The following is a 19,528-nucleotide window of genomic DNA, read 5'->3' on the forward strand; positions in this document are numbered from 1 at the left end:
CCGCGGCACGGTCGGCTCCGCCGCGCGGACGCGCCTCGCGAGCGCCGAGGCCGCACTCACGCAGGCGCTGAGCCTGCGCACGACCGACGTCGAGCGGGCACTCGCCGAGGCGACCAGGGCGCTCGACCTCGCCAGACAGGCGACCGCGGCGGCCGAGTCCGACGTGCGCTCGTACGGCCCGACCGTGGCCGCCGACGACAGCTGGGGCGGGCTCTTCGGCGGCTCGACCGGCTCGGGCGGCTCCGGCATCGGCGGCGACATCCTCGGCGGGATCATCGGCGGACTGCTGGCGGGCGACGGGGGCGGGTCCTCGCGTCGCAGCAGCAGCGGCTGGCGCTCCTCCGGCGGCGGCGGTTTCCGCAGCTCCGGCTTCGGAGGCGGAGGCAGCCGCGGACGCTCCGGGGGGCGACGCTTCTGATCCCCCGCACAGACACGTACGACACGCTCTTTACGACGACCCTCTGAAAGGAACCACGCATGACCGCCAAGCAGTCCATCTTCGGACGGATCTCCACCCTCGTCCGCGCGAACATCAACGCCCTCCTGGATTCTGCGGAAGACCCGCAGAAGATGCTCGACCAGCTCGTCCGCGACTACACCAACAGCATCGCCGACGCCGAGTCCGCCATCGCGGAGACCATCGGCAACCTGCGTCTGCTCGAGCGCGATCACGAGGAAGACGTGCAGGCCGCCACCGAGTGGGGCAACAAGGCCCTCGCCGCGAGCCGCAAGGCCGATGAGATGCGCGGTGCCGGCAACACCGCCGACGCCGACAAGTTCGACAACCTCGCCAAGATCGCCCTGCAGCGCCAGATCAGCGCCGAGCGTGAGGCGACCGGCGCGGAGCCGCAGATCGCCGCGCAGACGGAGATCGTCGACAAGCTCAAGACCGGCCTCAACGGCATGAAGGACAAGCTCAACGAGCTCAAGAACAAGCGCAGCGAGCTGCTCGCCCGCGCCAAGGTCGCCGAGGCGCAGACCAAGGTGCAGGATGCGGTGAGCTCGATCAACGTGCTCGACCCGACCAGCGAGCTGGGCCGCTTCGAGGACAAGGTCCGCCGCCAGGAGGCCATCGCGCAGGGCAAGGCCGAGTTGGCCGCGTCGAGCCTCGATGCGCAGTTCGAGAGCCTGGAGGACCTCGGCGAACTGACCGAGGTCGAGGCGCGCCTGGCCGAGCTCAAGGCCGGGGGCGCTGCTCCCCGTCAGGCACTCGAAGGTTCCTGATCCCTCGCTGATGCCCCGGGCCGCGTGCCCGGGGCATCAGCACTTCCGCTGTCGAGAGGTCTTCCCATGGTCCGCTTCCTCGTCGTGCCGCAGTGGCAGGGTTCGCCCGCCGCGCGGGCGATGCTCCTGGTCGACGGGGCGTCGGCGATCGCCGGCGATCTCCCGCGCGCGGCGACCACTGTGCTGGAGGTGCCCGTCGAGGCGGGCGAGTCCCTCGGGACGGGGGTGCGACGCCTCAGCGCCCTGCAGCGGACGCGCGAGCTGGTGCGCGAGCACCTCACGGCCGACACGGTGCTGATCGGCGGCGACTGCAGCATCACGGTCGCGGCACTCGCCGCGCTCCCCGGGGAGACGGACGATGTGGCGGTCGTATGGTGCGACGCGCATGCCGACCTGCACACGCCGGAGACCTCCCCGTCCGGCGCCTTCTCGGGCATGGCGCTGCGCGCGGTGCTCGGCGAGGGCGAGGAGCAGCTCGCGCTGTCCCCCGGTGTGCCGCGGGAGCGCGTCGTGACCGTCGGTATCCGAAACGTCGACGACGCCGAGGTCGATCCGCTCGCCGCGCTCACCGGTCTGTCGGTCGCCGATCTCGACGATCCGGACGCACTGGCCGCCGCGGTGCGGGCCACGGGCGCCCGCCGCGTGTGGGTCCACATCGACGTCGACGTGCTCGACCCCGCCGCCTTCGCCGGAGTGTCCTCCGCGGTGCCGTTCGGGGTGTCTCCCGCCGCCCTGAGCGCCGCCATCCGCCGCCTGCGGGAGAGCGTCCCGCTGGCCGGGGCGACGATCGCCGGCTTCGCGCCGCGGTCCCCCGCCGACGCGGTCGACGATCTGGGCGCGCTGCTGCGCCTGGTCGGAGCGGTCGCGTGACGCCGCCGGAGGGCTGGCAGGACGAGGCCGCCGAACGGCTGCGCCGCGGGCGGCGTGCGGATCGTCGCATCCCCGCGTTCCTGCTGCGCTCCCCCATCAGCCGCCTGGGCTACGCCTGGGGCACAGCCGTCGGCTGGCTCTGGGGCTCCCTGTGGAGCACGGGGCGGGTCGAGCGACGCAACGGCCTGTGGATCTTCCGCGGCATGCCCTCGTGGACGTTCAACCGTGGCGGTGTGTGCGTCGGTGGCTGCTTCCTCACCGGTGACGAACCGCCGAGCGACGCGGTCCTGCGACACGAGGCGGTGCACAAGGAGCAGTGGCTGCGCTACGGGTTCCTGATGCCGGTGCTGTACCTGTTCGCGGGGCGCGACCCGCTGCGCAACCGCTTCGAGATCGAGGCGGGGCTGGAAGACGGCAACTACGTCCGTCGTCCGCGCTGAGTCAGCGCGCGATCGGCAGGAGGCCGAAGCGCTCCGGTGCGTGGATCAGACCGGGGGCGATGCCGAGGGCGCCGGTGAGGTGCTCGACGATGTCGGCCGTGCCGAGGTAGCCGCCCAGCAGCGTGACGTGGGTCTCCACCTCGTCGTCGCACATCATCTCGTCGGCCCAGGCGCAGGTGGCACGGGCGAGCGCCTGTCCCGCCGTGCAGGCGCGACCGCTGCCCGGGGCTCCCGAGCGCTGTCCGCGCGCGAGCCAGGTGACGGTCATGCGACCGGGTGCCTCGATCACGCCGATGTCGGACACCTCGGGCACCTCGATGAAGATGCGACCGGAGGCGCACAGGGGCAGCGTGGCCAGGAAGGCCTCGAGCTCCGCGAGGGAGTGCTCATCGGCCGTCACCAGGTGGTGGGCGCGGCGACGCGCGGCACGACGTGCAGCGCGGGCTCCGCGGATCTCGAGCGAGGTGGTCATGATGGCTCCATGCTACACCAAGTGAAGGCTTGCCTAACCTTCCTCCGCGACCTCAGTCGATGGGCTCGACCAGGGCGGCACGCAGGGCGTCGAGCTCGCCCTCGGTCATGCCGTTGGCGCGCAGGTATCCCGCCGCCGAGCCCCAGCGCTCATCGACCTGCGCGAGCAGCCGTCGCATGACGTCGGCGGGCGACTGCGTGGCGAGGGCCACCGCGTGCACCGCCTCCGGGTGCTGTGAGCGCAGATACTCCGCGATGCGCCGCGAGCGCTCCGGCGGCAGCTGAGACTCGGTGAGCGCGTAATCCGCGATCACCGCCTCCCGATCGGCGCCGACGGCCGACAGGGCGAGCGCGACGGTCACCCCGGTGCGGTCCTTGCCCACCGTGCAGTGCACCAGGGTCGGGTCGCCGGCGGCGATGATGCGGACGGCCTCCACCAACCGGTCGCCGCTCTCCTCCAGCAGGTGAAGGTACAGGTCGTCGAGGCTCACGTCCGACTCGAAGAAGGAGCGGACCGACCCGAGGAAGAGCGGCAGGTGCGTCGTCTCCGGCCCTTCGATCTCGCTCGGCTCCGCGGCGACCTCCTCCCCGTCGCGCAGATCCACGATGCGCGCCACGGCGTCCCGCAGGACAGCCGCCCCGGCGGGCGTCGCGGTGGAGAGCTGACCGGACCGCAGCAGCACACCCGAGCGGATGCGCCCGCCTTCCGCCGGCATCCCGCCCACGTCTCGGACGTTCGAGACGCCCTCGACGTCGAGAACGGTCATGACGCGGCCGGTGCGGTGCGCGGCGGCACCGGGTAGCGACCGGCGATGACGATGCGGTTGAACGCATTGATCGATACGCAGGCCCAGCTCAGCGCGGCGTACTCCTTCTCGGTGAAGACGCTGCCGACCAGGTCGTACACCTCATCGGAGATACCGTCCTCCGCGATGAACGTGAACGCCTCGGCGAGCTCGAGCGCCGCCCGCTCCCGGTCGCTGAAGACGCCGCTCTCGCGCCACACGGGGATCTGCGTGAGCGTGTCGGCGTCGATCCCGGCGGCGGCCGCGCGATCGACATGGATGCGCGTGCAATAGCTGCACCCGTTCAACTGCGAGCAGTGGATCATGACGAGCTCCTTGAGCCGGTCATCGATCCCGTTCGCCGCACAGATGGAGCCGACCGTCTTGGAGAACGCGTCGAGGGCCTGATACGCAGCCGGCTCGGTCTTGGAGAGATGCACGCGCTGTTCGGTCATGCCTCCATGATATGGCGCGGTCGAGGCGCAGCGACCGGCGAGCGCGCACACCCGGAAATGCAGAAGGCCAAGCTACTCGCCATGATGCTCATCGAAACAAGAAGTAATCGACCGCAGCTTCTTGTCACAATGCTCTCGCATTTCCGCGTCGGCACGGCAGGGGCGCAGAATAGCCCCGTGGCGATCGACACCAGCGAGTTCACCTATCTTCCCGCACAGGCCGAAGCGCTCGGCGTCCCCCTCCCGGAGGTGCAGCGCCTGACACTACCGCTCGCGGACGGCCGCACCCTCAGCGCCCTCCGGTTCGGCACGGGCGAGCCCCGGATCACGCTCCTGCACGGGGCCGGGCTCAACGCGCACACGTGGGACACGACCGCGCTGGCCCTGCAGCAGCCGGTGCTCGCGATCGACCTCGCCGGTCACGGCGACTCCTCGTGGCGCGACGACGCCGACTACACCCCGCGCGTGCTCGCCGCCGACGTGGCCGCCGCGCTCGACGCCTGGACGACCCAGCCGCAGGTGGTCGTCGGCCAGTCCCTCGGCGGGCTCACCGGCGCCGCCCTCGCCGCGGCCCGCCCCGACCTCGTGGCCGAACTCGTGGTCGTCGACATCACGCCGGGAGTGGACGTGACCGCCGGCCCCGCGGCGCTGCGGGCGTTCTACGAGGGCCCGACCGACTTCGCCACCCGCGACGAGCTGGTCGACAAGGCCATGGCGCTCGGCTTCGGCGGCACCCGCCCCGAGACCGAGCGCGGCGTCTTCCTCAACACGCGTGTGCGCGACGACGGCCGGATCGAGTGGAAGCACCACTTCGCCCACCTCGCGGCGCAGGCGCTGTCGGCGCACGACCCCGGCACCCCCGCCGCCCCGTCCGTCCTGCACGAGACCGGCTGGGACGACCTCGCCGGCGTGCGCTCCCCGCTGACGCTGGTCCGGGCGGAGCGGGGCTTCGTGAGCGCCGAGGACGCCGCCGAGCTGCAGCGCCGCCTCCCCGCCGCCCGCGTGGTGGTGCTCGACGCCACCCACAACGTGCAGGAGACCGCGCCCGCCGAGCTGGCTGCGCTCCTGACCTCGCGCACCACGTCGGCGACCGGCGGAATATGACGTTCCGTTCCGTCGCCGACCCCCGCACCTCCCCGCAACCCTAGGCTCGTCCCACCGGCACACAGCACCTGCCGCACCGAGAGGAAACACCCATGTTCTTTCGTCACCGACGCCTCGCGCTGATCTCCGCACTCGCGGCCACCGCCGTCGTGCTCAGCGCCTGCTCCGGCTCCGCAGAGCCCGGACCCTCCACCGGGACCGGCGAGCCCGATTCGAACGCGACGCTGCACGTGGGGCTCGTGCTCGAGCCCACCAACCTCGACATCCGCCACACGAGCGGCGCCGCCCTCGAGCAGATCCTCATCGACAACATCTACGAGGGCCTCGTCAGCCGCACACAGGAGAACGAGATCGAGGGGCGTCTGGCCTCGGACTACGAGGTGTCGGACGACGGGCTGACCTACACGTTCACGCTGAACGACGGAGTCGTCTTCCACGACGGCACTCCCCTGACCTCCGCCGACGTCGTCTCGTCGTACGAGACCGTGCGCACCGACGCCACCGTGCAGGGCAACGCCGAGTTCGCGTCGGTCGCCTCGATCACCGCCCCCGACCCGACCACCGTGCAGATCGTGCTGTCCGCGCCGAACCAGAACTTCCTGTTCGCACTCACGGGCCCGGCCGGACTCGTGTTCAAGACCGGCGACACGACCGATCTGAAGACCGCGGAGAACGGCACCGGCCCGTTCACGCTCTCGCGCTGGAACAAGGGCAGCACCATCACGTTCGCGCGCAACGACGAGTACTGGGGCGACCCGGTGAGCGTCGCCGAGGTCGAGTTCCAGTACATCCCCGACTTCACCGCCGGCGTGAACGCGGCCCTCGCCGGCGACGTCGACGTGCTCACCGCCGTCGACCCGAACCTCGCGTCGCAGCTGGAGGACTCCGGCGACTTCACCCTCACGAAGGGCCGCACGACCGACAAGGCCACGCTCGCGTTCAACAACAAGAAGGCGCCGCTCGACGACGTGCGCGTGCGTGAGGCGCTGCGCCTGGCGATCGACCACGACGCGCTGATCGAGGCCGTCGGAGCCGGCACCCCGCTGTACGGGCCGATCCCCGAGCTCGACCCGGGCTACGAGGACCTCTCCGACGTGATCTCCTACGACCCGGAGCGCGCGAAGGAGCTGCTGGCCGAGGCGGGGCAGGAGGACCTCGACCTCACGCTCACGATCCCCTCGTTCTACGGCACGACCGTCCCGAAGGTGCTCATCTCCGACTTCGACAAGGTCGGCGTGAACCTCGAGGTCGACTCGGTGGAGTTCCCGACCTGGCTCGAAGACGTCTACACCAACAAGGACTACGACCTCAGCTTCGTGCTGCACGTCGAGCCGCGCGACTTCGGCAACTTCGCCAACCCGGACTACTACTTCGGCTACGACAACGCCGAGGTGCAGGACCTGTACGCCCAGGCGCTGGCCGAGGTCGACCCCGACGCCTCGGCGAAGCTGCTCGCCCAGGCCGCCCGCATCGTGTCGGAGGACCACGCGGCCGACTGGCTGTACAACGGCGAGACCATCACCGCGGTCAGCCCGATCGTCTCGGGCTTCCCGGAGGACTCGATCAACTCGCGCATCAACCTGGCGGACGTCACCGTCAGCAGCGCCGACTGAGCGCCCGGTTCCGACCCCGTGCTGCGCTACGCGCTCGTCCGAGGGGCCCTGCTCATCGCAGGGCTCCTCGTGTCGAGCGCGCTCATCTTCCTGACCCTCCGGGTGTTCCCCGGTGACGTCGCCCAGCTCATCGCCGGGACCCAGGCCTCGCCCTCCGAGGTCGAAGCCCTCCGCGAGTCGCTCGGCCTGAACCGTCCCCTGCTCGCGCAGTACACCGACTGGATCGGCGGCATCTTCCGCGGCGACCTCGGCACCTCCCTCCTCTCCGGCGCGTCCGTCGGCGAGGAGCTGCTGCTCAAGGCGCAGGTCACGGTACCGCTCGGCCTGCTGTCGCTGCTGATCGCGGTGCTCATCGCCGTGCCGTTCGGAATCCTCGCGGCCCTTCTGCGCGGCCGGCGCGGCGGGACGGCGCTCAGCGTCGGTGCGCAGGCGCTCGCGGCCGTTCCGGTGGTCTGGGCGGGCATGATGCTGATCGTGGTGTTCTCCGTGTGGCTCGGCTGGCTCCCGCCGCAGGGCTTTCCGCGCACCGGCTGGTCGACACCGGGCCGGGCCATCGAGGCGCTGCTGCTTCCCGCGCTGACCATCGGGATCGTGGAGGGCGCGATGCTCATGCGGTTCGTGCGCAGCGCCACGCTCCAGGCCGCCGGTCAGGATTTCGTGCGCACGGCCGCGGCCAAAGGGCTCACCCGCACGCGCGCCCTGATCCAGCACGGCATCCCGGCGGTCGGGCTGTCGATCGTGACGGTGCTCGGGCTCCAGGTCGCCGGGATCATCGTCGGCTCCGTCGTGATCGAGCAGCTGTTCACCCTGCCCGGCATCGGCCGGATGCTGGTGGCCGACGTGGGCACGCGCGACCTGATCAAGGTGCAGAGCGAGCTGCTCGTGCTCACCGGGTTCGTCCTGGTCGTGGGTTTCGTGGTCGACCTGCTGCATCGCGCGATCGACCCGAGACAGCGGGAGGCCGCATGACCCCCCGCTGGCTGCACCGGCTGTGGCAGACCGCGACCGGACGCTTCGGCCTGATCGTGGTCGCCGTCATCGCGCTCGCGGCCCTCGTATCGCTGTTCTGGACGCCGTTCGACCCGCGCGCCTCCGACATCGGCGGCCGTTGGCTGCCGCCGGGCCTCCCCCACCTGCTGGGCACCGACGACACCGGGCGCGACATCCTCAGTCTGCTGATGGCCGGTGCCCGCACGACCGTGTTCGTCAGTGTCGGCGCCGGCCTCATCGCCACGCTCGTCGGCATCGTCCTCGCGGCCCTCGGAGCGCTCACCACGCGGCTCGTGCGCGAGACCGTGGCCGTGCTCGTCGACATCCTGATCGCGTTCCCGGTGCTGCTCATCGCCATGATGATCTCGTCGGTCTGGGGCGGGTCGCTGTGGGTCGTCATCTGGGCGGTCGGCATCGGGTTCGGCGTGAACATCGCCCGGGTCACGCGCCCCGAGCTGCGCCGCGTGCAGCAGAGCGACTTCATCCTCGCCGCCCGCGCCTCGGGGCTGACACCGGCGCAGACGCTCGTGCGCCACCTGCTGCCGAACGTGGCCCCGGTGTTCATCGTGCAGCTGTCGTGGTCGATGGCGGTGGCCGTGCTCGCCGAGGCCGGCCTGTCCTACCTCGGCTTCGGCGCCTCGGTGGTCGAGCCGAGCTGGGGTCTGCTGCTCGCCGATCTGCAGCGCTACATCGGCGTGCACCCGCTCACGGTCATCTGGCCGGGACTGACCATCACCCTCACCGTGCTGGCGCTCAACCTGCTGGGCGACGGACTGCGCGAGGCGACCGACCCGACCCTGCGGCACCGCGCCGCTGAGACGCACACCCCGGCGGTGGTCGCGTGAGCCTGGTGGTGGAGGACCTGGTCGTCGAGCTCGACGGGCGACGCCTGGTCGACGGCGTGTCGTTCGAGGTGCCCGATGGCGCCAGGGTCGGGCTGATCGGCGAGTCCGGCTCCGGCAAGTCGCTCACAGCGCTTGCGGTGCTCGGGCTGCTCCCGGACGGGGCGACCGCGCACGGCAGCATCCGCTGGGACGGCACCGAGCTGATCGGACTTCCCGACCGGGAGCTCGCGCGGCTGCGCGGCGACGACATCGGCATCGTGTTCCAGGAGCCGCGCACGGCCCTGAACCCGATCCGTACCGTGGGGCGGCAGATCGCTGAGTCGATCCGCATCCACCAGGGTCTCGGGAAGCGCGAGGCCAGGGAGCGCGCGATCACCCAGGCGGCACGCGTGCGGCTCCCCGACCCCGAGACCATCGTCGACCGCTACCCGCACCAGCTCTCGGGCGGGCAGCGGCAGCGGGTGGCGATCGCGATGGCCCTCGCCTGCCGCCCTCGGCTACTCATCGCCGACGAACCCACCACGGCGCTCGACGTGACGATCCAGGCGGAGATCCTGTCCCTGCTGCTGGGGCTCGTGGAAGACGAGGGCATGTCGCTCGTGTTCATCACGCACGACCTCGCGGTGCTGGCCCAGGTGGCGACCGCGGGCGTGGTGCTCGAACACGGCAGGGTCGTCGAGGCCGCACCCGTGTCGACCCTGCTGAGCACCCCCGCCTCCCCCGTGACGCAGGGGCTGCTGCGCGATGCGACCGCCACCCTGTGGCGGCCGGAAGGCGGTGCGGCATGAGCCTGATCGAGGCACGCGGCCTGCGGCGGGACTTCGTGGTACCGAAGCGCACGACCTTCGAGCGCACGCGGCGGCAGACCGCGCTGGAGCCCACCGACCTCGACGTGGTCGAGGGGTCGTCGGTCGGCATCATCGGCGAGTCGGGGTCGGGCAAGTCCACCCTGGTGCGGCTGCTCCTCGGGCTCGACCGCCCGACCGCCGGAACGGTCGCGGTGGACGGTCGTGCGGTCGACGCCGCGGCCTCCGCCCGGGCGCTGCACTGGCTGCGACGGCAGACCGGGCTCGTGTTCCAGGACCCGTACGCGTCGCTCGACCCCCGCATGACCGCGGGCCAGATCGTGCGGGAGCCCCTGTGGGCCCTGGGCATCGAGGGCGACCACCGGGCACGCGTACGCGAAGTGCTCGCCCAGGTCGGGCTCGAGCCGGACATGGGTGACCGCTACCCGCACGAGTTCTCCGGCGGGCAGCGGCAGCGCATCGCCCTCGCCCGCGCGATCGTGCATCGACCGCGCATCCTCGTGGGCGACGAGCCGCTGTCCGCCCTCGACGTCACGGTGCGCGCGCAGATCCTCGACCTGCTGCGCGAGCTCAAGGCGACCTCCGAGCTGACGCTGCTGCTCGTCTCGCACGACATCGGCGTGGTGCAGAACCTGTGCGACACGGTCGTGGTGATGAAGGACGGCCGCATCGTCGAGCGCGGTGCGACGGCGGACGTGCTGCTGCACCCCGCGCACGACTACACGCGGGCGCTGCTGGCGGCGATCCCGGTCATCCCCGGCCCTGCGGAGGGCTGAGGCTCAGCGGGAGCGGCCGAACAGCGCGCCGCGACGCGGACGGGACGGGCGCAGCGCCCGGCGCAGATACACGGTGCCGAGGTCGCGGCCGAACTTGTGTCCGACACGTCCCATCCGCCCCGCCTCGACGAAGCCGAGCTTCTCGTGCAACCGGATCGACGCCTCGGCCCCGCGGTCGCTGATCACCGCGACCATCTCGCGGATGCCGCGCTGCTCGCACGCCTCGATGAGCGCCTGCAGGAGCGCCGACCCCAGCCCCTTCCCGCCCGCCCCCGGGCCGAGGTAGATCGAGTCCTCGACCGTGTAGCGGTACGCGTTCTTGCCCGCCCACGGCTGCGCCACCGCGTAGCCCAGCACGGCCCCCGATGGCGACACCGCCACCAGGAACGGGAGCCCGAGACGGTCGAGCAGCGCATACTTCTCCCGCCAGGACGGGATCGTGCTGCGGCGCTCGTCGAGCGTGACCGCCGAGTTGCTCACGAAGTGGTTGTAGATCTCGCGCACGTGAGGGAGGTCGGCGGGACGCGCGGGCCGGATGGCGTACGCGAAGACCTCGGGAGCCGGTGCCGGTCGCAGATGGCGCGGCAGCACCCGGCGACGGTCCCCCGGCTCGAACTGCATGCGCTCAGCTTAGGGACGCCTCCGCCTCGCCCTCCACCCGCCAGTCCACCGGGTCGCCGCCCGCCTCCGCCAGCAGCGCGTTGGCGCGGGAGAAGGGCCGCGAACCGAAGAAGCCGCGGCTCGCCGAGAGCGGCGACGGGTGCGCGGATTCGATCACCGGCGTGTCGCCGAGCAGCGGACGGAGGTTCGCGGCGTCCCTGCCCCACAGCACGGCGACGAGCGGCTGGTCCCGGGCGACGAGCGCACGGATCGCGAGCTCTGTCACCTCCTCCCAGCCCCAGCGGCGGTGCGAGCCCGCCGCGCCCGGCTGCACGGTGAGCACCCGGTTGAGCAGCAGCACGCCCTGGTCGCTCCACGCCGTGAGGTCGCCGTGCGGCGCGGGCGGGAGACCGAGGTCGCTCTCGCGCTCCTTGTAGATGTTCGTCAGACTCCGCGGCAGCGGTCGCACGTGGCGGTCCACCGCGAACGACAGCCCGATCGGATGCCCCGGCGTGGGGTACGGGTCCTGCCCCGTGATGAGCACCCGCACCTCCGACAGCGGCCGCTGGAACGCCCGCAGCACGTTCTCGCCCGCGGGAAGGTAGCCGCGACCGGCCGCCTGTTCCGCACGGAGCCGCTCGCCGAGCGCGGTGATCCGCTCCTGCGCGGGAGCCAGAGCCTCCGCCCAGCCCGGATCGATCAGTCCGTCGCGCGCGAGCTCGGCGAGGCCGCGGCCCGCCATCACTCCGCGGTCCGCACGCGCAGCGGACCCCGCGCGAGCAGGTGCTGGGCGGACTGCGCCACCGGGCGCATCGTGATCAGGTCGAGATTGACGTGTGCGGGAGCCCCCAGCGCGTAGGCGATCACATCGGCGACGTCGTCGGCCAGGAGGGGCGCCTCGACCCCGGCGTACACCGCCTCCGCCGCGACCGCGTCGCCGCCGAGACGGTTGAGCGTGAACTCCTCCGTGTGCACCATCCCCGGCGCGACCTCCACGACCCGGATGGGCTCGCCGTTGAGCTCCTGGCGCAGGGCCCGCACCAGCATGCCCTCGGCCGCCTTCGCCGCGTTGTACCCCGCCCCGCCCGGATACGCCGTCTGCGCGGCGGTCGAGGTCACGAACACCGTGTCCGCGTGCCCGTCCACCTCGGCCGTCGCCCGCAGGAGGGGCAGGAGCCCCGCGACCAGGCGCTGCGTGGCCAGCACGTTCGCGTCGAACATCCACTGCCAGTCGTCGATCGCGGCATCCTCCACGCGGTCCGTCCCGCGCGCGCCCCCGGCGACCTGCACCAGCGCGTGCAGCGGACCCGAACGCTCGAGCTCTCCGACCAGGGCCGACACGGCGGCACCGTCGGTCAGGTCGCACGCGATCACCGAGGCCCCGGTCTCCGCGGCCAGGGCCCGCAGGCGGTCCTCCCGGCGGGCGACGCCGACCACGTCCCATCCCCGCCCCCGCAGCGCGCGCACCGTCGCCGCGCCGATCCCGGAACTCGCCCCTGTCACCACTGCACGTCTGTTCGCCATGCCCTCCACCGTACGATGTCCTCACCCGATTCCCGAGCGACGATCGCCGTGGTGCCGCGAACGTCAGAACAGCGTGGCGGTGCGCGTGTGCACGGTGCCGTCGCTGGGGCTCCCGGTCGAGGTGACCGTCACGGGGATACCCGAGTTCAGCGGCGTCGGACCGAGGATGCCGAACGTGACGTGGGTGACCCCCTGCCCCGCGACGCTGCCCACGTACGCCAGCGTGTACGTCACGGTGCCGTCGCCGTTGTCGGTCACGCCCCCCGCGGTCCAGGTCGGGTCGGTCGCCGGGAGCGCGGGAACGGACGGGCTCGACCCGCCGGCGTTCGCGATGACGACCGGTTGCAGCGCGCCGACGTCGGCTCGATTCATGGTGACGGTGACCGTGCCGCTGGTGATGTCCGCCACCGGGATCGTGGCCGCCTGCGTGTCGTCGTTGCGCAGCTGGATCGATGCGCCGTAGTACTGCGGGTCCACCCAGGTGCCGCCCTGCATGGTCTCGATCACGAATCGGCCCAGCCCTTCGGCCGACGCCGCCGCGGCCGGCGCGGCGGTCACCAGCGCGATCACCGGCACGGACCAGACCGCGCCCGCCAGCACGGTCCGGCGGGGCAGGCCCCGGGGTTCGTCATCGTGTGCGCCCGCACCGAGATCGTCGACAGTCATGGGGTCTCCTGTCCGCCGGCCCGTCGGCCGCGCCTGGCAGGTACGGTATCCGGCACCGCGGCCGGGCGGAAGACCTGCGTCCTCCGCTCGAGGTGAGGGGCGCTGTGTTACGTCACATTTCCCGGCCGCTGTTGACAGCGGGGGAAGTTCCGTACTCTCGCTGCAAGGGCACCAGCCATCCGACTTCCGACCGTTCCAGGGGGAACACATGTCCGCACCCGAGACCTGGCGTTTCGAGACCAAGCAGATCCACTCGGGCGCCGCACCCGACCCGGTCACGAAGGCGCGTGCGACGCCGATCTACCAGACCACGTCGTACGTGTTCGACAACGCCGACCACGCCGCGAACCTGTTCGCGCTGGCCGAGTTCGGCAACATCTACACCCGCATCCAGAACCCGACCCAGGACGTGCTCGAGCAGCGCCTCGCGGCCCTCGAAGGGGGCACCGGCGCCCTCGTCCTGTCCAGCGGCCAGGCGGCCTCGACCTTCGCGATCCTCAACATCGCCCAGGCCGGCGACCACTTCGTCGCCTCCAGCTCGATCTACGGCGGCACCTACAACCTCTTCAAGTACACGCTGGCCAAGCTCGGCATCGAGGTCACGTTCGTCGAGAACCAGGACGACCCCGAGGAGTGGCGCCGCGCCGTCCGCCCGAACACCAAGCTGTTCTTCGCCGAGACCATCGGCAACCCGCAGATCAACGTGCTCGACATCCGCACGGTCGCCGACATCGCGCACGAGAACGGGGTCCCCCTGATCGTCGACAACACGATCGCGACGCCCTACCTCATCCGCCCGTTCGAGCACGGCGCCGACATCGTCGTCCACTCGATCACCAAGTTCCTCGGCGGCCACGGCACGACCATCGGCGGCGTCGTGATCGACGGCGGCCGCTTCGCGTGGTCGGAGAACGTCGAGAAGTTCCCCGGCCTCACCGAGCCCGACCCCTCGTACCACGGCGCGAGCTACACGGCCGCGGTCGGCGACGCGCTCGCCTACATCATCAAGGCCCGCGTGCAGCTGCTGCGCGACCTCGGCTCCTCCATCTCGCCGCAGAGCGCCTGGAACCTCATCCAGGGCGTGGAGACCCTGTCGCTGCGCATCGAGCGCCACGTGCAGAACGCCCAGGAGATCGCCGAGTGGCTGGACGGCCGCGACGACGTCGCGTCGGTCAACTACTCGGGTCTGCCCTCCTCGCCGTGGTACGCCAAGGCGAATGAGTACGCGCCGAAGGGCGTCGGCGCGGTGCTGTCGTTCGAGCTCAAGGGCGGCGTGGAGGCCGGTCGCGAGTTCGTCAACAGCCTGTCGCTGTTCAGCCACCTCGCCAACATCGGCGACGTGCGCTCGCTCGTCATCCACCCCGCCTCCACGACGCACGCGCAGCTCACGCCCGAGCAGCAGCTCACGGCGGGTGTGACGCCTGGCCTCGTGCGTCTGTCGGTGGGGCTCGAGAACATCGACGACCTGAAGGCCGACCTCGACCAGGCGCTCGCCGCCGCGCGCGCCGTCTCGGAGGCCGCCCGCGCCTGAGCGGACCGTCTCGCACGGATGCCCCGGACCCCTCGGTCCGGGGCATCCGTCGTCCCCGCCGCGTAACCTGCCGCCGGAGCGCCGCCCGCCAGGCGAGAATGGGGGAATGGACTGGCAGACGACCTCCGAGGACACGGTGCCGTCGGCACCCGTGACGGAGGCCGACGTCCGTCTGCTCCGTGCCCGACCGCCCGCGACCGGCGCATGGCGCGACGGAGACCCCGTGGGCGGGCGCCGCTTCGCCGCCTTCGGGTCGTTCCGCACCGAGAGCGGGGCCGAGCTCCCCGGCATCCGGCTGGCGTACGAGACCTGGGGCGAGCTGAACGCCGCACGGCACAACGCCGTGCTCGTGCTCCACGCGCTCACCGGCGACAGCCACGTGCGCGGCGAGGCAGGAGCCGGACACCCCACGGCCGGCTGGTGGGAGGACATCGTCGGGCCGGGCGCGGCGCTCGACACCGACCGGTGGTTCGTGATCGCGCCGAACATGCTCGGCGGCTGCCAGGGCTCGACCGGACCGGCGAGCATCGCCCCCGACGGCTACGAGTGGGCGTCGCGCTTCCCCTACCTCACGATCCGCGATCAGGTGGCCGCGCAGGTGCGCCTGGCCGACGCGCTCGGCATCGACACCTGGGCGGCGGTGATCGGCGGCTCGATGGGCGGCATGCACGCGCTGGAGTGGGCGGTCACCCATCCCGCCCGCGTCGAGCGGCTCGCCGTGCTGTCCTCGCCACCGGTGACGACGGCCGACCAGATCGCCCTGAACACGGTGCAGCTCGAGACCATCCGCATGGATCCGCGCTTCCAGGGCGGCGAGTACTACGACCTCTCCGACGGCGACGGCCCCCACCGCGGCCTCGCCCTCGCCCGGCGCATGGCCCTGCTGAACTACCGCAGCCCGATCGAGCTCAACCAGCGGTTCCAGCGGTCGTGGCAGTCCGACGTGTCACCGCTCGGGCACGGCGGGCGCTTCGCGGTGGAGTCGTACCTCGACTTCCACGGCAACAAGTTCACGCGCCGGTTCGACGCCAACAGCTACATCACCCTGGTCGAGGCCATGAACTCGCACGACGTGGGGCGCGGTCGCGGTGGTGTGGAGGAGGCGCTGCGCGCGGTGACGGCCACGACCCTCGTGCTCGGCATCGACAGCGACCGGCTGTTCCCCGTCGACGGCCAGCAGCGTATCGCCCGCAGCATCCCCACCGTGCTCGACGACGACGCGGTGGTGCTGGCGAGCGACTTCGGCCACGACGGCTTCCTGATCGAGACCGACGCGGTCGGCACGCAGCTGCGACGCCTCCTCGACGCCTGAGCTCACGCCGGGGCGAAGCTCCACGGACGTGCCGCGGCGTGCAGCGTGCCCTGCTCCCACGCGAAGGCCCGCCCGCCGTCGAGCACACGCGTCTGGAACAGCTCCGCCGCCCCGGCCGACGCGAGCGCCGCGGAGGCCCGGTCGTGCATCGACAGCCGGTGCAGCGTGACCCAGGTGGGCGGGAACAGCGTCCACTCCCCCGACGCGTGTCGGCCGAGGGCCTCCGCCGGGGTGACCCAGGCGAGTTCCGCGACCTCCGCCTCGGACGGCACGGCCTCGGCCCGCGGAGCCTCGGCGAGGAAGAACCAGGTGCGGATGCGGACGGGAGCCTCCGCGGGCGGCCGCCACTCCGACAGGGGCACGAGCCCGTCGATCACGAGGCCCACCTCCTCGGCGGTCTCGCGCACCGCCGCCCGCCGCGCATCGTCCACGCGGTCGGCGCCGTCACGGCGATCGCCCTGCTCGACCTTACCGCCGGGGAACACCCAGGCACCGGCGAACGAGCCGCGCTCCGGCCGCCGCAGCAGCAGCACGCGGAAGCCCTCGTCGGCGGGTCGCAGCAGCACGGCCGTCCCCGCCAGCGGCAGCTCATCGTCGGGGATCGTCACCCCGTCACTCTACGACGCGAGTACGACGACCGCTGGGGCGCGACGCGCCTCCACCCGGTACGACAGCAGCGCGATGAGCAGTCCGGCGACCGCGAGCGCGGCGCCGGTCCACGCGGGAGCGGTGAAGCCCCAGCCGAGTGCGATCACGACGCCGCCCAGGAACGCGCCGAGGCTGTTGCCGACGTTCAGCGCGGAGTGGTTCATGGCCGCGGCGATCGACTGGTTGTCGCCCGCGACGTCCATGAGCCGCGTCTGGATGGTGGGGCTGAGCACGGACGAGACGAAGCCGACCAGCACCACCAGCAGGCCGAGGCTCACGATCCAGAACGACAGCACCGCCAGCAGCGCGAACACGACGCCCATCGCGGCCAGGCCGCCCAGCAGCGTGCGCCGGAGGTCGATGTCGGCGAGGTGCCCGCCGACCAGGTTGCCCGCGGTCATGCCCAGCCCCATCAGCACCAGCACGATCGGCACCGCCCACTCGGGCGACCCCGCGACCTCGGTGACCAGCGGCGCGATGTAGCTGTAGACGGCGAAGAAGCCGCCGAAGCCGATCGCGCCGACGCCGAGCGTGAACCACACCTGTCCGATGCGGAACACCCCGAGCTCCGCGCGCATCGTGCGACCGGGGTCGCCCGGGTGCGCGGGCACGAACAGGGCGATGCAGAGCGTGGCGAGGGCGAACACCAGCGCGACGACGGCGAACGCGGCACGCCAGCCCCACTGCTGCCCGAGGAACGTGCCCAGCGGCACCCCCACGACGTTCGCGACCGTGAGCCCGGTGAGGATGAAGGCGACGCCCTTCGCGCGGTTGCCGGGACCCATCACCTCGGCGGCCACGAGCGCGCCGATCCCGAAGTAGGCGCCGTGCGGCAGGCCCGCCAGGAACCGCGATGCACCGACCAGCTCGAACGTGGGCAGCACGACGGTCAGCGCGTTGAACACGGCGAGCGCGAGCGCCAGCACGATCATCACGCGGTGGCGCGGGAACCGGGCGACGAAACCCGCGATCGTCGGCGCGCCGATCACCACGCCGAGCGCGTAGAGCGAGATCAGCCAGCCGGCCTGGCTCAGCGCCTCCTCCTGGCTGGTCGCCCAGACGGACGGCAGCAGGTCGGCGGCGATGTTCGGGAGCAGCCCCATCACGACGAATTCGGTCATGCCGATGCCGAAGCTGCCGATGGCGAGAGAGAGGAGCGCCCTCTTCGCCGCACCCCTCGATGCGGTCGAGGGATTCACCGGTTCAGCTTAGCGGGCGTCGGCCTCGTCGATCGCCGCCTCCAGGCGCTCGACCTTCGCGTCGAGCTCGCCCGAGTACCCCGGACGGATGTCGGCCTTGAGCACGAGGGACACGCGGGAGCCGAACGGCATGACCGCCTCGGTCGCACGCTTGACCACGTCCATCACGCTGTCCCAGTCGGGGCCCTCGATCTCGGTGAACATGCTCGTCGTGCGGTGCGGGAGTCCGGAGGCCCGCACCACGCGCACGGCGGCGGCCACCGCGTCGTGGACGGAGGCGTCGGAGCGGTCGACGGCACCGTCGGCCGGTGTGCCGCTGGGGGCGACGGAGAAGGCGATCAGCATGGGTTCACTCCTTGATTCGAGGGGGACGGACGGCGGGAACACGCAGGACGGCGCGCAAGCTCACGACGGTCAGGACGATGAGCAGCACGTTGCGCAGCGTGAGCAGCAGCACGGGCACGGGCTCGGCCCGCAGCAGCGCGTCGTAGGTGAGCGGGTAGATCAGGCAGGTGACCAGGCACAGCGCCAGCACCAGCACGGCGGGCACCGTCGCGCGCGCCCTGTCCCACACGATCCAGAGGATCACGGGCGCGAGAAGCCAGGTCTGGAACTGCGGCGACCCCACCTTGTTGCCGACGATCAGCACCGTCACGAGCGCGAGCGCGAGCGGCGGGAACAACCGGCCGAACACCGCACCGCGCGTGGCCTTGACCGCCCCGAGGGCGGTGACCGCGACGACCGCCACGGCCATCAGCGGCGTGAGGACCGCGGCGACCGCATCGACGCCCGGCGCGGTGATCTGGAACGTGAGGATGTCGAAGCTGTACTCGATGCGGGCGGCACCGGCCACCGCGAGCCACAGGAACGGCGTCGCCGCGACCGCCTCGATCTGCAGGCCGCGACCGGTCTGCGCGGTGAGGAACCCGAGGATCTCCGACCGGGAACCGAGCAGCACGAGCCCCCCGAGCACGACGGCCGTGACCACCAGCGCCGCCAGCAGCTGCCGCCACCGTCGGCGCCCGGCCTCCACCGCCGCGAGCAGCAGCGCGCCCGGCCAGATCTTGATCCACGCGCCGACCGTCAGGAGGGCAGCGGCGAGCGCGGGCCGCGATAGCAGCCACAGGCCGGCGACGACCGCGATCGGCACGGTGACCGCGTCGATCCGGTACAGCGCGACGGGTCCGAGCAGCAGGAGCGCGGCGCACCAGAACCACGCCGCGGCCGTGCGCGCCCGGCCCGGACGACGCCCGACCAGCACGGCGAACGCGACAGCGTCGAGCACGCCCACCAGCACCGCCCAGGCCACGAGGTACGCGGACGAGACGCCGAGCAGGGGCACGAGCGGGGTGGCCAGGAGCCCGGCGAGCAGCATCGGCAGCAGCGCGAGCTGGGGGTACACCCACGGTTCGGTGACGCCCACGACCGGGCCGCCGCCGAGCGCCGCCGACGACCAGGGCTCGTACACCAGCACGACGTCGCCCATCGGCTGGCTCGGGTAGATCCACCCCGCGAGCGCGGTGAGCAGATGCACCAGGAGGAACGCGGCCCACAGCGCGATCGTCCGGGCGGGCACGCGCCGGGTCACGACAGGACGTCCGCGATCGCGAGGGGCAGCGCCTCCGCCACGTCCAGCGCGACGATCGGGTGGCCCGTGCCGCCCCCACCC

22 protein-coding genes and 1 pseudogene are annotated in these 19,528 nt (G+C 72.0%); 12 read left to right on the top strand and 11 right to left on the bottom strand.

Annotation, left to right across the window (positions count from 1 at the left end; translation table 11 throughout):
• The 4 genes and pseudogenes from DW299_RS19170 to DW299_RS13180 form a co-directional block, all read left to right on the top strand.
• Positions 1–418, top strand: a pseudogene (locus DW299_RS19170) (TPM domain-containing protein); the annotation flags it as partial.
• 59 nt (positions 419–477) lie between these two features.
• A complete protein-coding gene (locus tag DW299_RS13170; protein ID WP_136032592.1) occupies positions 478–1,224 on the top strand; it encodes a PspA/IM30 family protein in 747 nt (248 codons plus the stop codon).
• Positions 1,225–1,290: 66 nt separating this feature from the next.
• Complete coding sequence (locus tag DW299_RS13175) at positions 1,291–2,094, top strand: arginase family protein (RefSeq protein WP_136036866.1); 804 nt, start codon at positions 1,291–1,293, stop codon at positions 2,092–2,094.
• The gene (locus DW299_RS13180) at positions 2,091–2,534 is read left to right on the top strand and encodes a Fe-S oxidoreductase (protein WP_240744603.1); all 444 of its coding nucleotides are present in this window, start codon (positions 2,091–2,093) and stop codon (positions 2,532–2,534) included. Before DW299_RS13175 ends, DW299_RS13180 begins: the two co-directional genes overlap by 4 nt.
• Position 2,535: 1 nt before the next feature.
• Here DW299_RS13180 and DW299_RS13185 read toward each other — a convergent pair whose 3' ends face one another.
• From DW299_RS13185 to DW299_RS13195, 3 genes are read right to left on the bottom strand one after another with little or no spacing between them, the layout of a single operon-like run.
• The gene (locus tag DW299_RS13185) at positions 2,536–3,006 is read right to left on the bottom strand and encodes an SIP domain-containing protein (protein WP_136032596.1); all 471 of its coding nucleotides are present in this window, start codon (positions 3,004–3,006) and stop codon (positions 2,536–2,538) included.
• A 52-nt stretch (positions 3,007–3,058) separates the two neighbouring features.
• On the bottom strand, positions 3,059–3,772 hold the full coding sequence (locus DW299_RS13190) for a tyrosine-protein phosphatase (protein ID WP_136036867.1): 714 nt from the start codon (positions 3,770–3,772) through the stop codon (positions 3,059–3,061).
• On the bottom strand, positions 3,769–4,245 hold the full coding sequence (locus tag DW299_RS13195; protein WP_136036868.1) for a carboxymuconolactone decarboxylase family protein: 477 nt from the start codon (positions 4,243–4,245) through the stop codon (positions 3,769–3,771). Before DW299_RS13195 ends, DW299_RS13190 begins: the two co-directional genes overlap by 4 nt.
• A gap of 177 nt (positions 4,246–4,422) precedes the next feature.
• Here DW299_RS13195 and DW299_RS13200 point away from each other — a divergent pair, with 177 nt between their 5' ends.
• The 6 genes from DW299_RS13200 to DW299_RS13225 all read left to right on the top strand — a co-directional run bounded on the left by DW299_RS13200 (position 4,423) and on the right by DW299_RS13225 (position 10,379).
• Positions 4,423–5,349: an alpha/beta fold hydrolase gene (locus DW299_RS13200; RefSeq protein ID WP_240745409.1), complete on the top strand. Its 927-nt coding sequence runs from the start codon at positions 4,423–4,425 to the stop codon at positions 5,347–5,349.
• 92 nt (positions 5,350–5,441) lie between these two features.
• A complete protein-coding gene (locus DW299_RS13205) occupies positions 5,442–6,962 on the top strand; it encodes an ABC transporter substrate-binding protein (protein ID WP_136036870.1) in 1,521 nt (506 codons plus the stop codon).
• Between the two features lie 18 nt (positions 6,963–6,980).
• Positions 6,981–7,931, top strand: coding sequence for an ABC transporter permease (locus tag DW299_RS13210; RefSeq protein WP_136032606.1), 951 nt, complete (start codon positions 6,981–6,983; stop codon positions 7,929–7,931).
• A complete protein-coding gene (locus tag DW299_RS13215; RefSeq protein ID WP_136036871.1) occupies positions 7,928–8,797 on the top strand; it encodes an ABC transporter permease in 870 nt (289 codons plus the stop codon). Before DW299_RS13210 ends, DW299_RS13215 begins: the two co-directional genes overlap by 4 nt.
• Positions 8,794–9,585, top strand: a complete 792-nt coding sequence (locus DW299_RS13220; RefSeq protein ID WP_136036872.1) for an ABC transporter ATP-binding protein — start codon at positions 8,794–8,796, stop codon at positions 9,583–9,585. Before DW299_RS13215 ends, DW299_RS13220 begins: the two co-directional genes overlap by 4 nt.
• Positions 9,582–10,379, top strand: coding sequence for an ABC transporter ATP-binding protein (locus DW299_RS13225; RefSeq protein WP_136032612.1), 798 nt, complete (start codon positions 9,582–9,584; stop codon positions 10,377–10,379). The genes DW299_RS13220 and DW299_RS13225 overlap by 4 nt, the downstream gene beginning before the upstream one ends.
• 3 nt (positions 10,380–10,382) lie before the next feature.
• Here the strand turns inward: DW299_RS13225 and DW299_RS13230 are convergent, their stop codons facing one another.
• The 4 genes from DW299_RS13230 to DW299_RS13245 form a co-directional block, all read right to left on the bottom strand.
• On the bottom strand, positions 10,383–11,000 hold the full coding sequence (locus DW299_RS13230; RefSeq protein WP_136036873.1) for a GNAT family N-acetyltransferase: 618 nt from the start codon (positions 10,998–11,000) through the stop codon (positions 10,383–10,385).
• 4 nt (positions 11,001–11,004) lie between these two features.
• The gene (locus DW299_RS13235; protein WP_136032616.1) at positions 11,005–11,721 is read right to left on the bottom strand and encodes a uracil-DNA glycosylase; all 717 of its coding nucleotides are present in this window, start codon (positions 11,719–11,721) and stop codon (positions 11,005–11,007) included.
• The gene (locus DW299_RS13240; RefSeq protein ID WP_168442850.1) at positions 11,721–12,503 is read right to left on the bottom strand and encodes an SDR family oxidoreductase; all 783 of its coding nucleotides are present in this window, start codon (positions 12,501–12,503) and stop codon (positions 11,721–11,723) included. Before DW299_RS13240 ends, DW299_RS13235 begins: the two co-directional genes overlap by 1 nt.
• A gap of 63 nt (positions 12,504–12,566) precedes the next feature.
• A complete protein-coding gene (locus DW299_RS13245) occupies positions 12,567–13,169 on the bottom strand; it encodes a hypothetical protein (protein ID WP_136036874.1) in 603 nt (200 codons plus the stop codon).
• A gap of 208 nt (positions 13,170–13,377) precedes the next feature.
• Between DW299_RS13245 and DW299_RS13250 the strand changes: the two genes are divergently transcribed.
• Both DW299_RS13250 and metX read left to right on the top strand, forming a co-directional pair.
• Positions 13,378–14,700, top strand: a complete 1,323-nt coding sequence (locus DW299_RS13250; RefSeq protein WP_136036875.1) for a bifunctional o-acetylhomoserine/o-acetylserine sulfhydrylase — start codon at positions 13,378–13,380, stop codon at positions 14,698–14,700.
• Positions 14,701–14,806: 106 nt separating this feature from the next.
• Complete coding sequence (gene metX / locus DW299_RS13255) at positions 14,807–16,012, top strand: homoserine O-acetyltransferase MetX (RefSeq protein ID WP_136036876.1); 1,206 nt, start codon at positions 14,807–14,809, stop codon at positions 16,010–16,012.
• A 2-nt stretch (positions 16,013–16,014) separates the two neighbouring features.
• On the opposite strand, the gene DW299_RS13260 is transcribed toward metX, so the two are convergent.
• Genes DW299_RS13260 through DW299_RS13275 form a run of 4 tightly spaced genes read right to left on the bottom strand, consistent with a single transcriptional unit; the run spans position 16,015 to position 19,435 of the window.
• A complete protein-coding gene (locus DW299_RS13260; protein WP_136036877.1) occupies positions 16,015–16,620 on the bottom strand; it encodes an NUDIX hydrolase in 606 nt (201 codons plus the stop codon).
• A gap of 9 nt (positions 16,621–16,629) precedes the next feature.
• The gene (locus DW299_RS13265; RefSeq protein ID WP_136036878.1) at positions 16,630–17,859 is read right to left on the bottom strand and encodes an MFS transporter; all 1,230 of its coding nucleotides are present in this window, start codon (positions 17,857–17,859) and stop codon (positions 16,630–16,632) included.
• A 9-nt stretch (positions 17,860–17,868) separates the two neighbouring features.
• Entirely contained in the window at positions 17,869–18,204 is a 336-nt protein-coding gene (locus DW299_RS13270; RefSeq protein WP_136036879.1) for a thiamine-binding protein, read from the bottom strand.
• 4 nt (positions 18,205–18,208) lie between these two features.
• Entirely contained in the window at positions 18,209–19,435 is a 1,227-nt protein-coding gene (locus DW299_RS13275) for a glycosyltransferase family protein (protein WP_240745410.1), read from the bottom strand.
• Between the last annotated feature and the right edge of the window lie 93 nt (positions 19,436–19,528).

Source organism: Microbacterium sp. K35 (assembly GCF_004794375.1).
In the GTDB taxonomy this organism is placed as follows: domain Bacteria; phylum Actinomycetota; class Actinomycetes; order Actinomycetales; family Microbacteriaceae; genus Microbacterium; species Microbacterium sufflavum.

What these genes read in the sequence shown, in the direction of transcription:
- DW299_RS13170 (WP_136032592.1), top strand. Translation starts at nt 478, where the DNA reads ATGACCGCCAAGCAGTCCATCTTCGGACGGATCTCCACCCTCGTCCGC.
- DW299_RS13175 (WP_136036866.1), top strand. Translation starts at nt 1,291, where the DNA reads ATGGTCCGCTTCCTCGTCGTGCCGCAGTGGCAGGGTTCGCCCGCCGCG.
- DW299_RS13185 (WP_136032596.1), bottom strand. Translation starts at nt 3,006, where the DNA reads ATGACCACCTCGCTCGAGATCCGCGGAGCCCGCGCTGCACGTCGTGCC.
- DW299_RS13190 (WP_136036867.1), bottom strand. Translation starts at nt 3,772, where the DNA reads ATGACCGTTCTCGACGTCGAGGGCGTCTCGAACGTCCGAGACGTGGGC.
- DW299_RS13195 (WP_136036868.1), bottom strand. Translation starts at nt 4,245, where the DNA reads ATGACCGAACAGCGCGTGCATCTCTCCAAGACCGAGCCGGCTGCGTAT.
- DW299_RS13205 (WP_136036870.1), top strand. Translation starts at nt 5,442, where the DNA reads ATGTTCTTTCGTCACCGACGCCTCGCGCTGATCTCCGCACTCGCGGCC.
- DW299_RS13215 (WP_136036871.1), top strand. Translation starts at nt 7,928, where the DNA reads ATGACCCCCCGCTGGCTGCACCGGCTGTGGCAGACCGCGACCGGACGC.
- DW299_RS13225 (WP_136032612.1), top strand. Translation starts at nt 9,582, where the DNA reads ATGAGCCTGATCGAGGCACGCGGCCTGCGGCGGGACTTCGTGGTACCG.
- DW299_RS13230 (WP_136036873.1), bottom strand. Translation starts at nt 11,000, where the DNA reads ATGCAGTTCGAGCCGGGGGACCGTCGCCGGGTGCTGCCGCGCCATCTG.
- DW299_RS13235 (WP_136032616.1), bottom strand. Translation starts at nt 11,721, where the DNA reads ATGGCGGGCCGCGGCCTCGCCGAGCTCGCGCGCGACGGACTGATCGAT.
- DW299_RS13240 (WP_168442850.1), bottom strand. Translation starts at nt 12,503, where the DNA reads ATGGCGAACAGACGTGCAGTGGTGACAGGGGCGAGTTCCGGGATCGGC.
- DW299_RS13245 (WP_136036874.1), bottom strand. Translation starts at nt 13,169, where the DNA reads ATGACTGTCGACGATCTCGGTGCGGGCGCACACGATGACGAACCCCGG.
- DW299_RS13250 (WP_136036875.1), top strand. Translation starts at nt 13,378, where the DNA reads ATGTCCGCACCCGAGACCTGGCGTTTCGAGACCAAGCAGATCCACTCG.
- metX (WP_136036876.1), top strand. Translation starts at nt 14,807, where the DNA reads ATGGACTGGCAGACGACCTCCGAGGACACGGTGCCGTCGGCACCCGTG.
- DW299_RS13270 (WP_136036879.1), bottom strand. Translation starts at nt 18,204, where the DNA reads ATGCTGATCGCCTTCTCCGTCGCCCCCAGCGGCACACCGGCCGACGGT.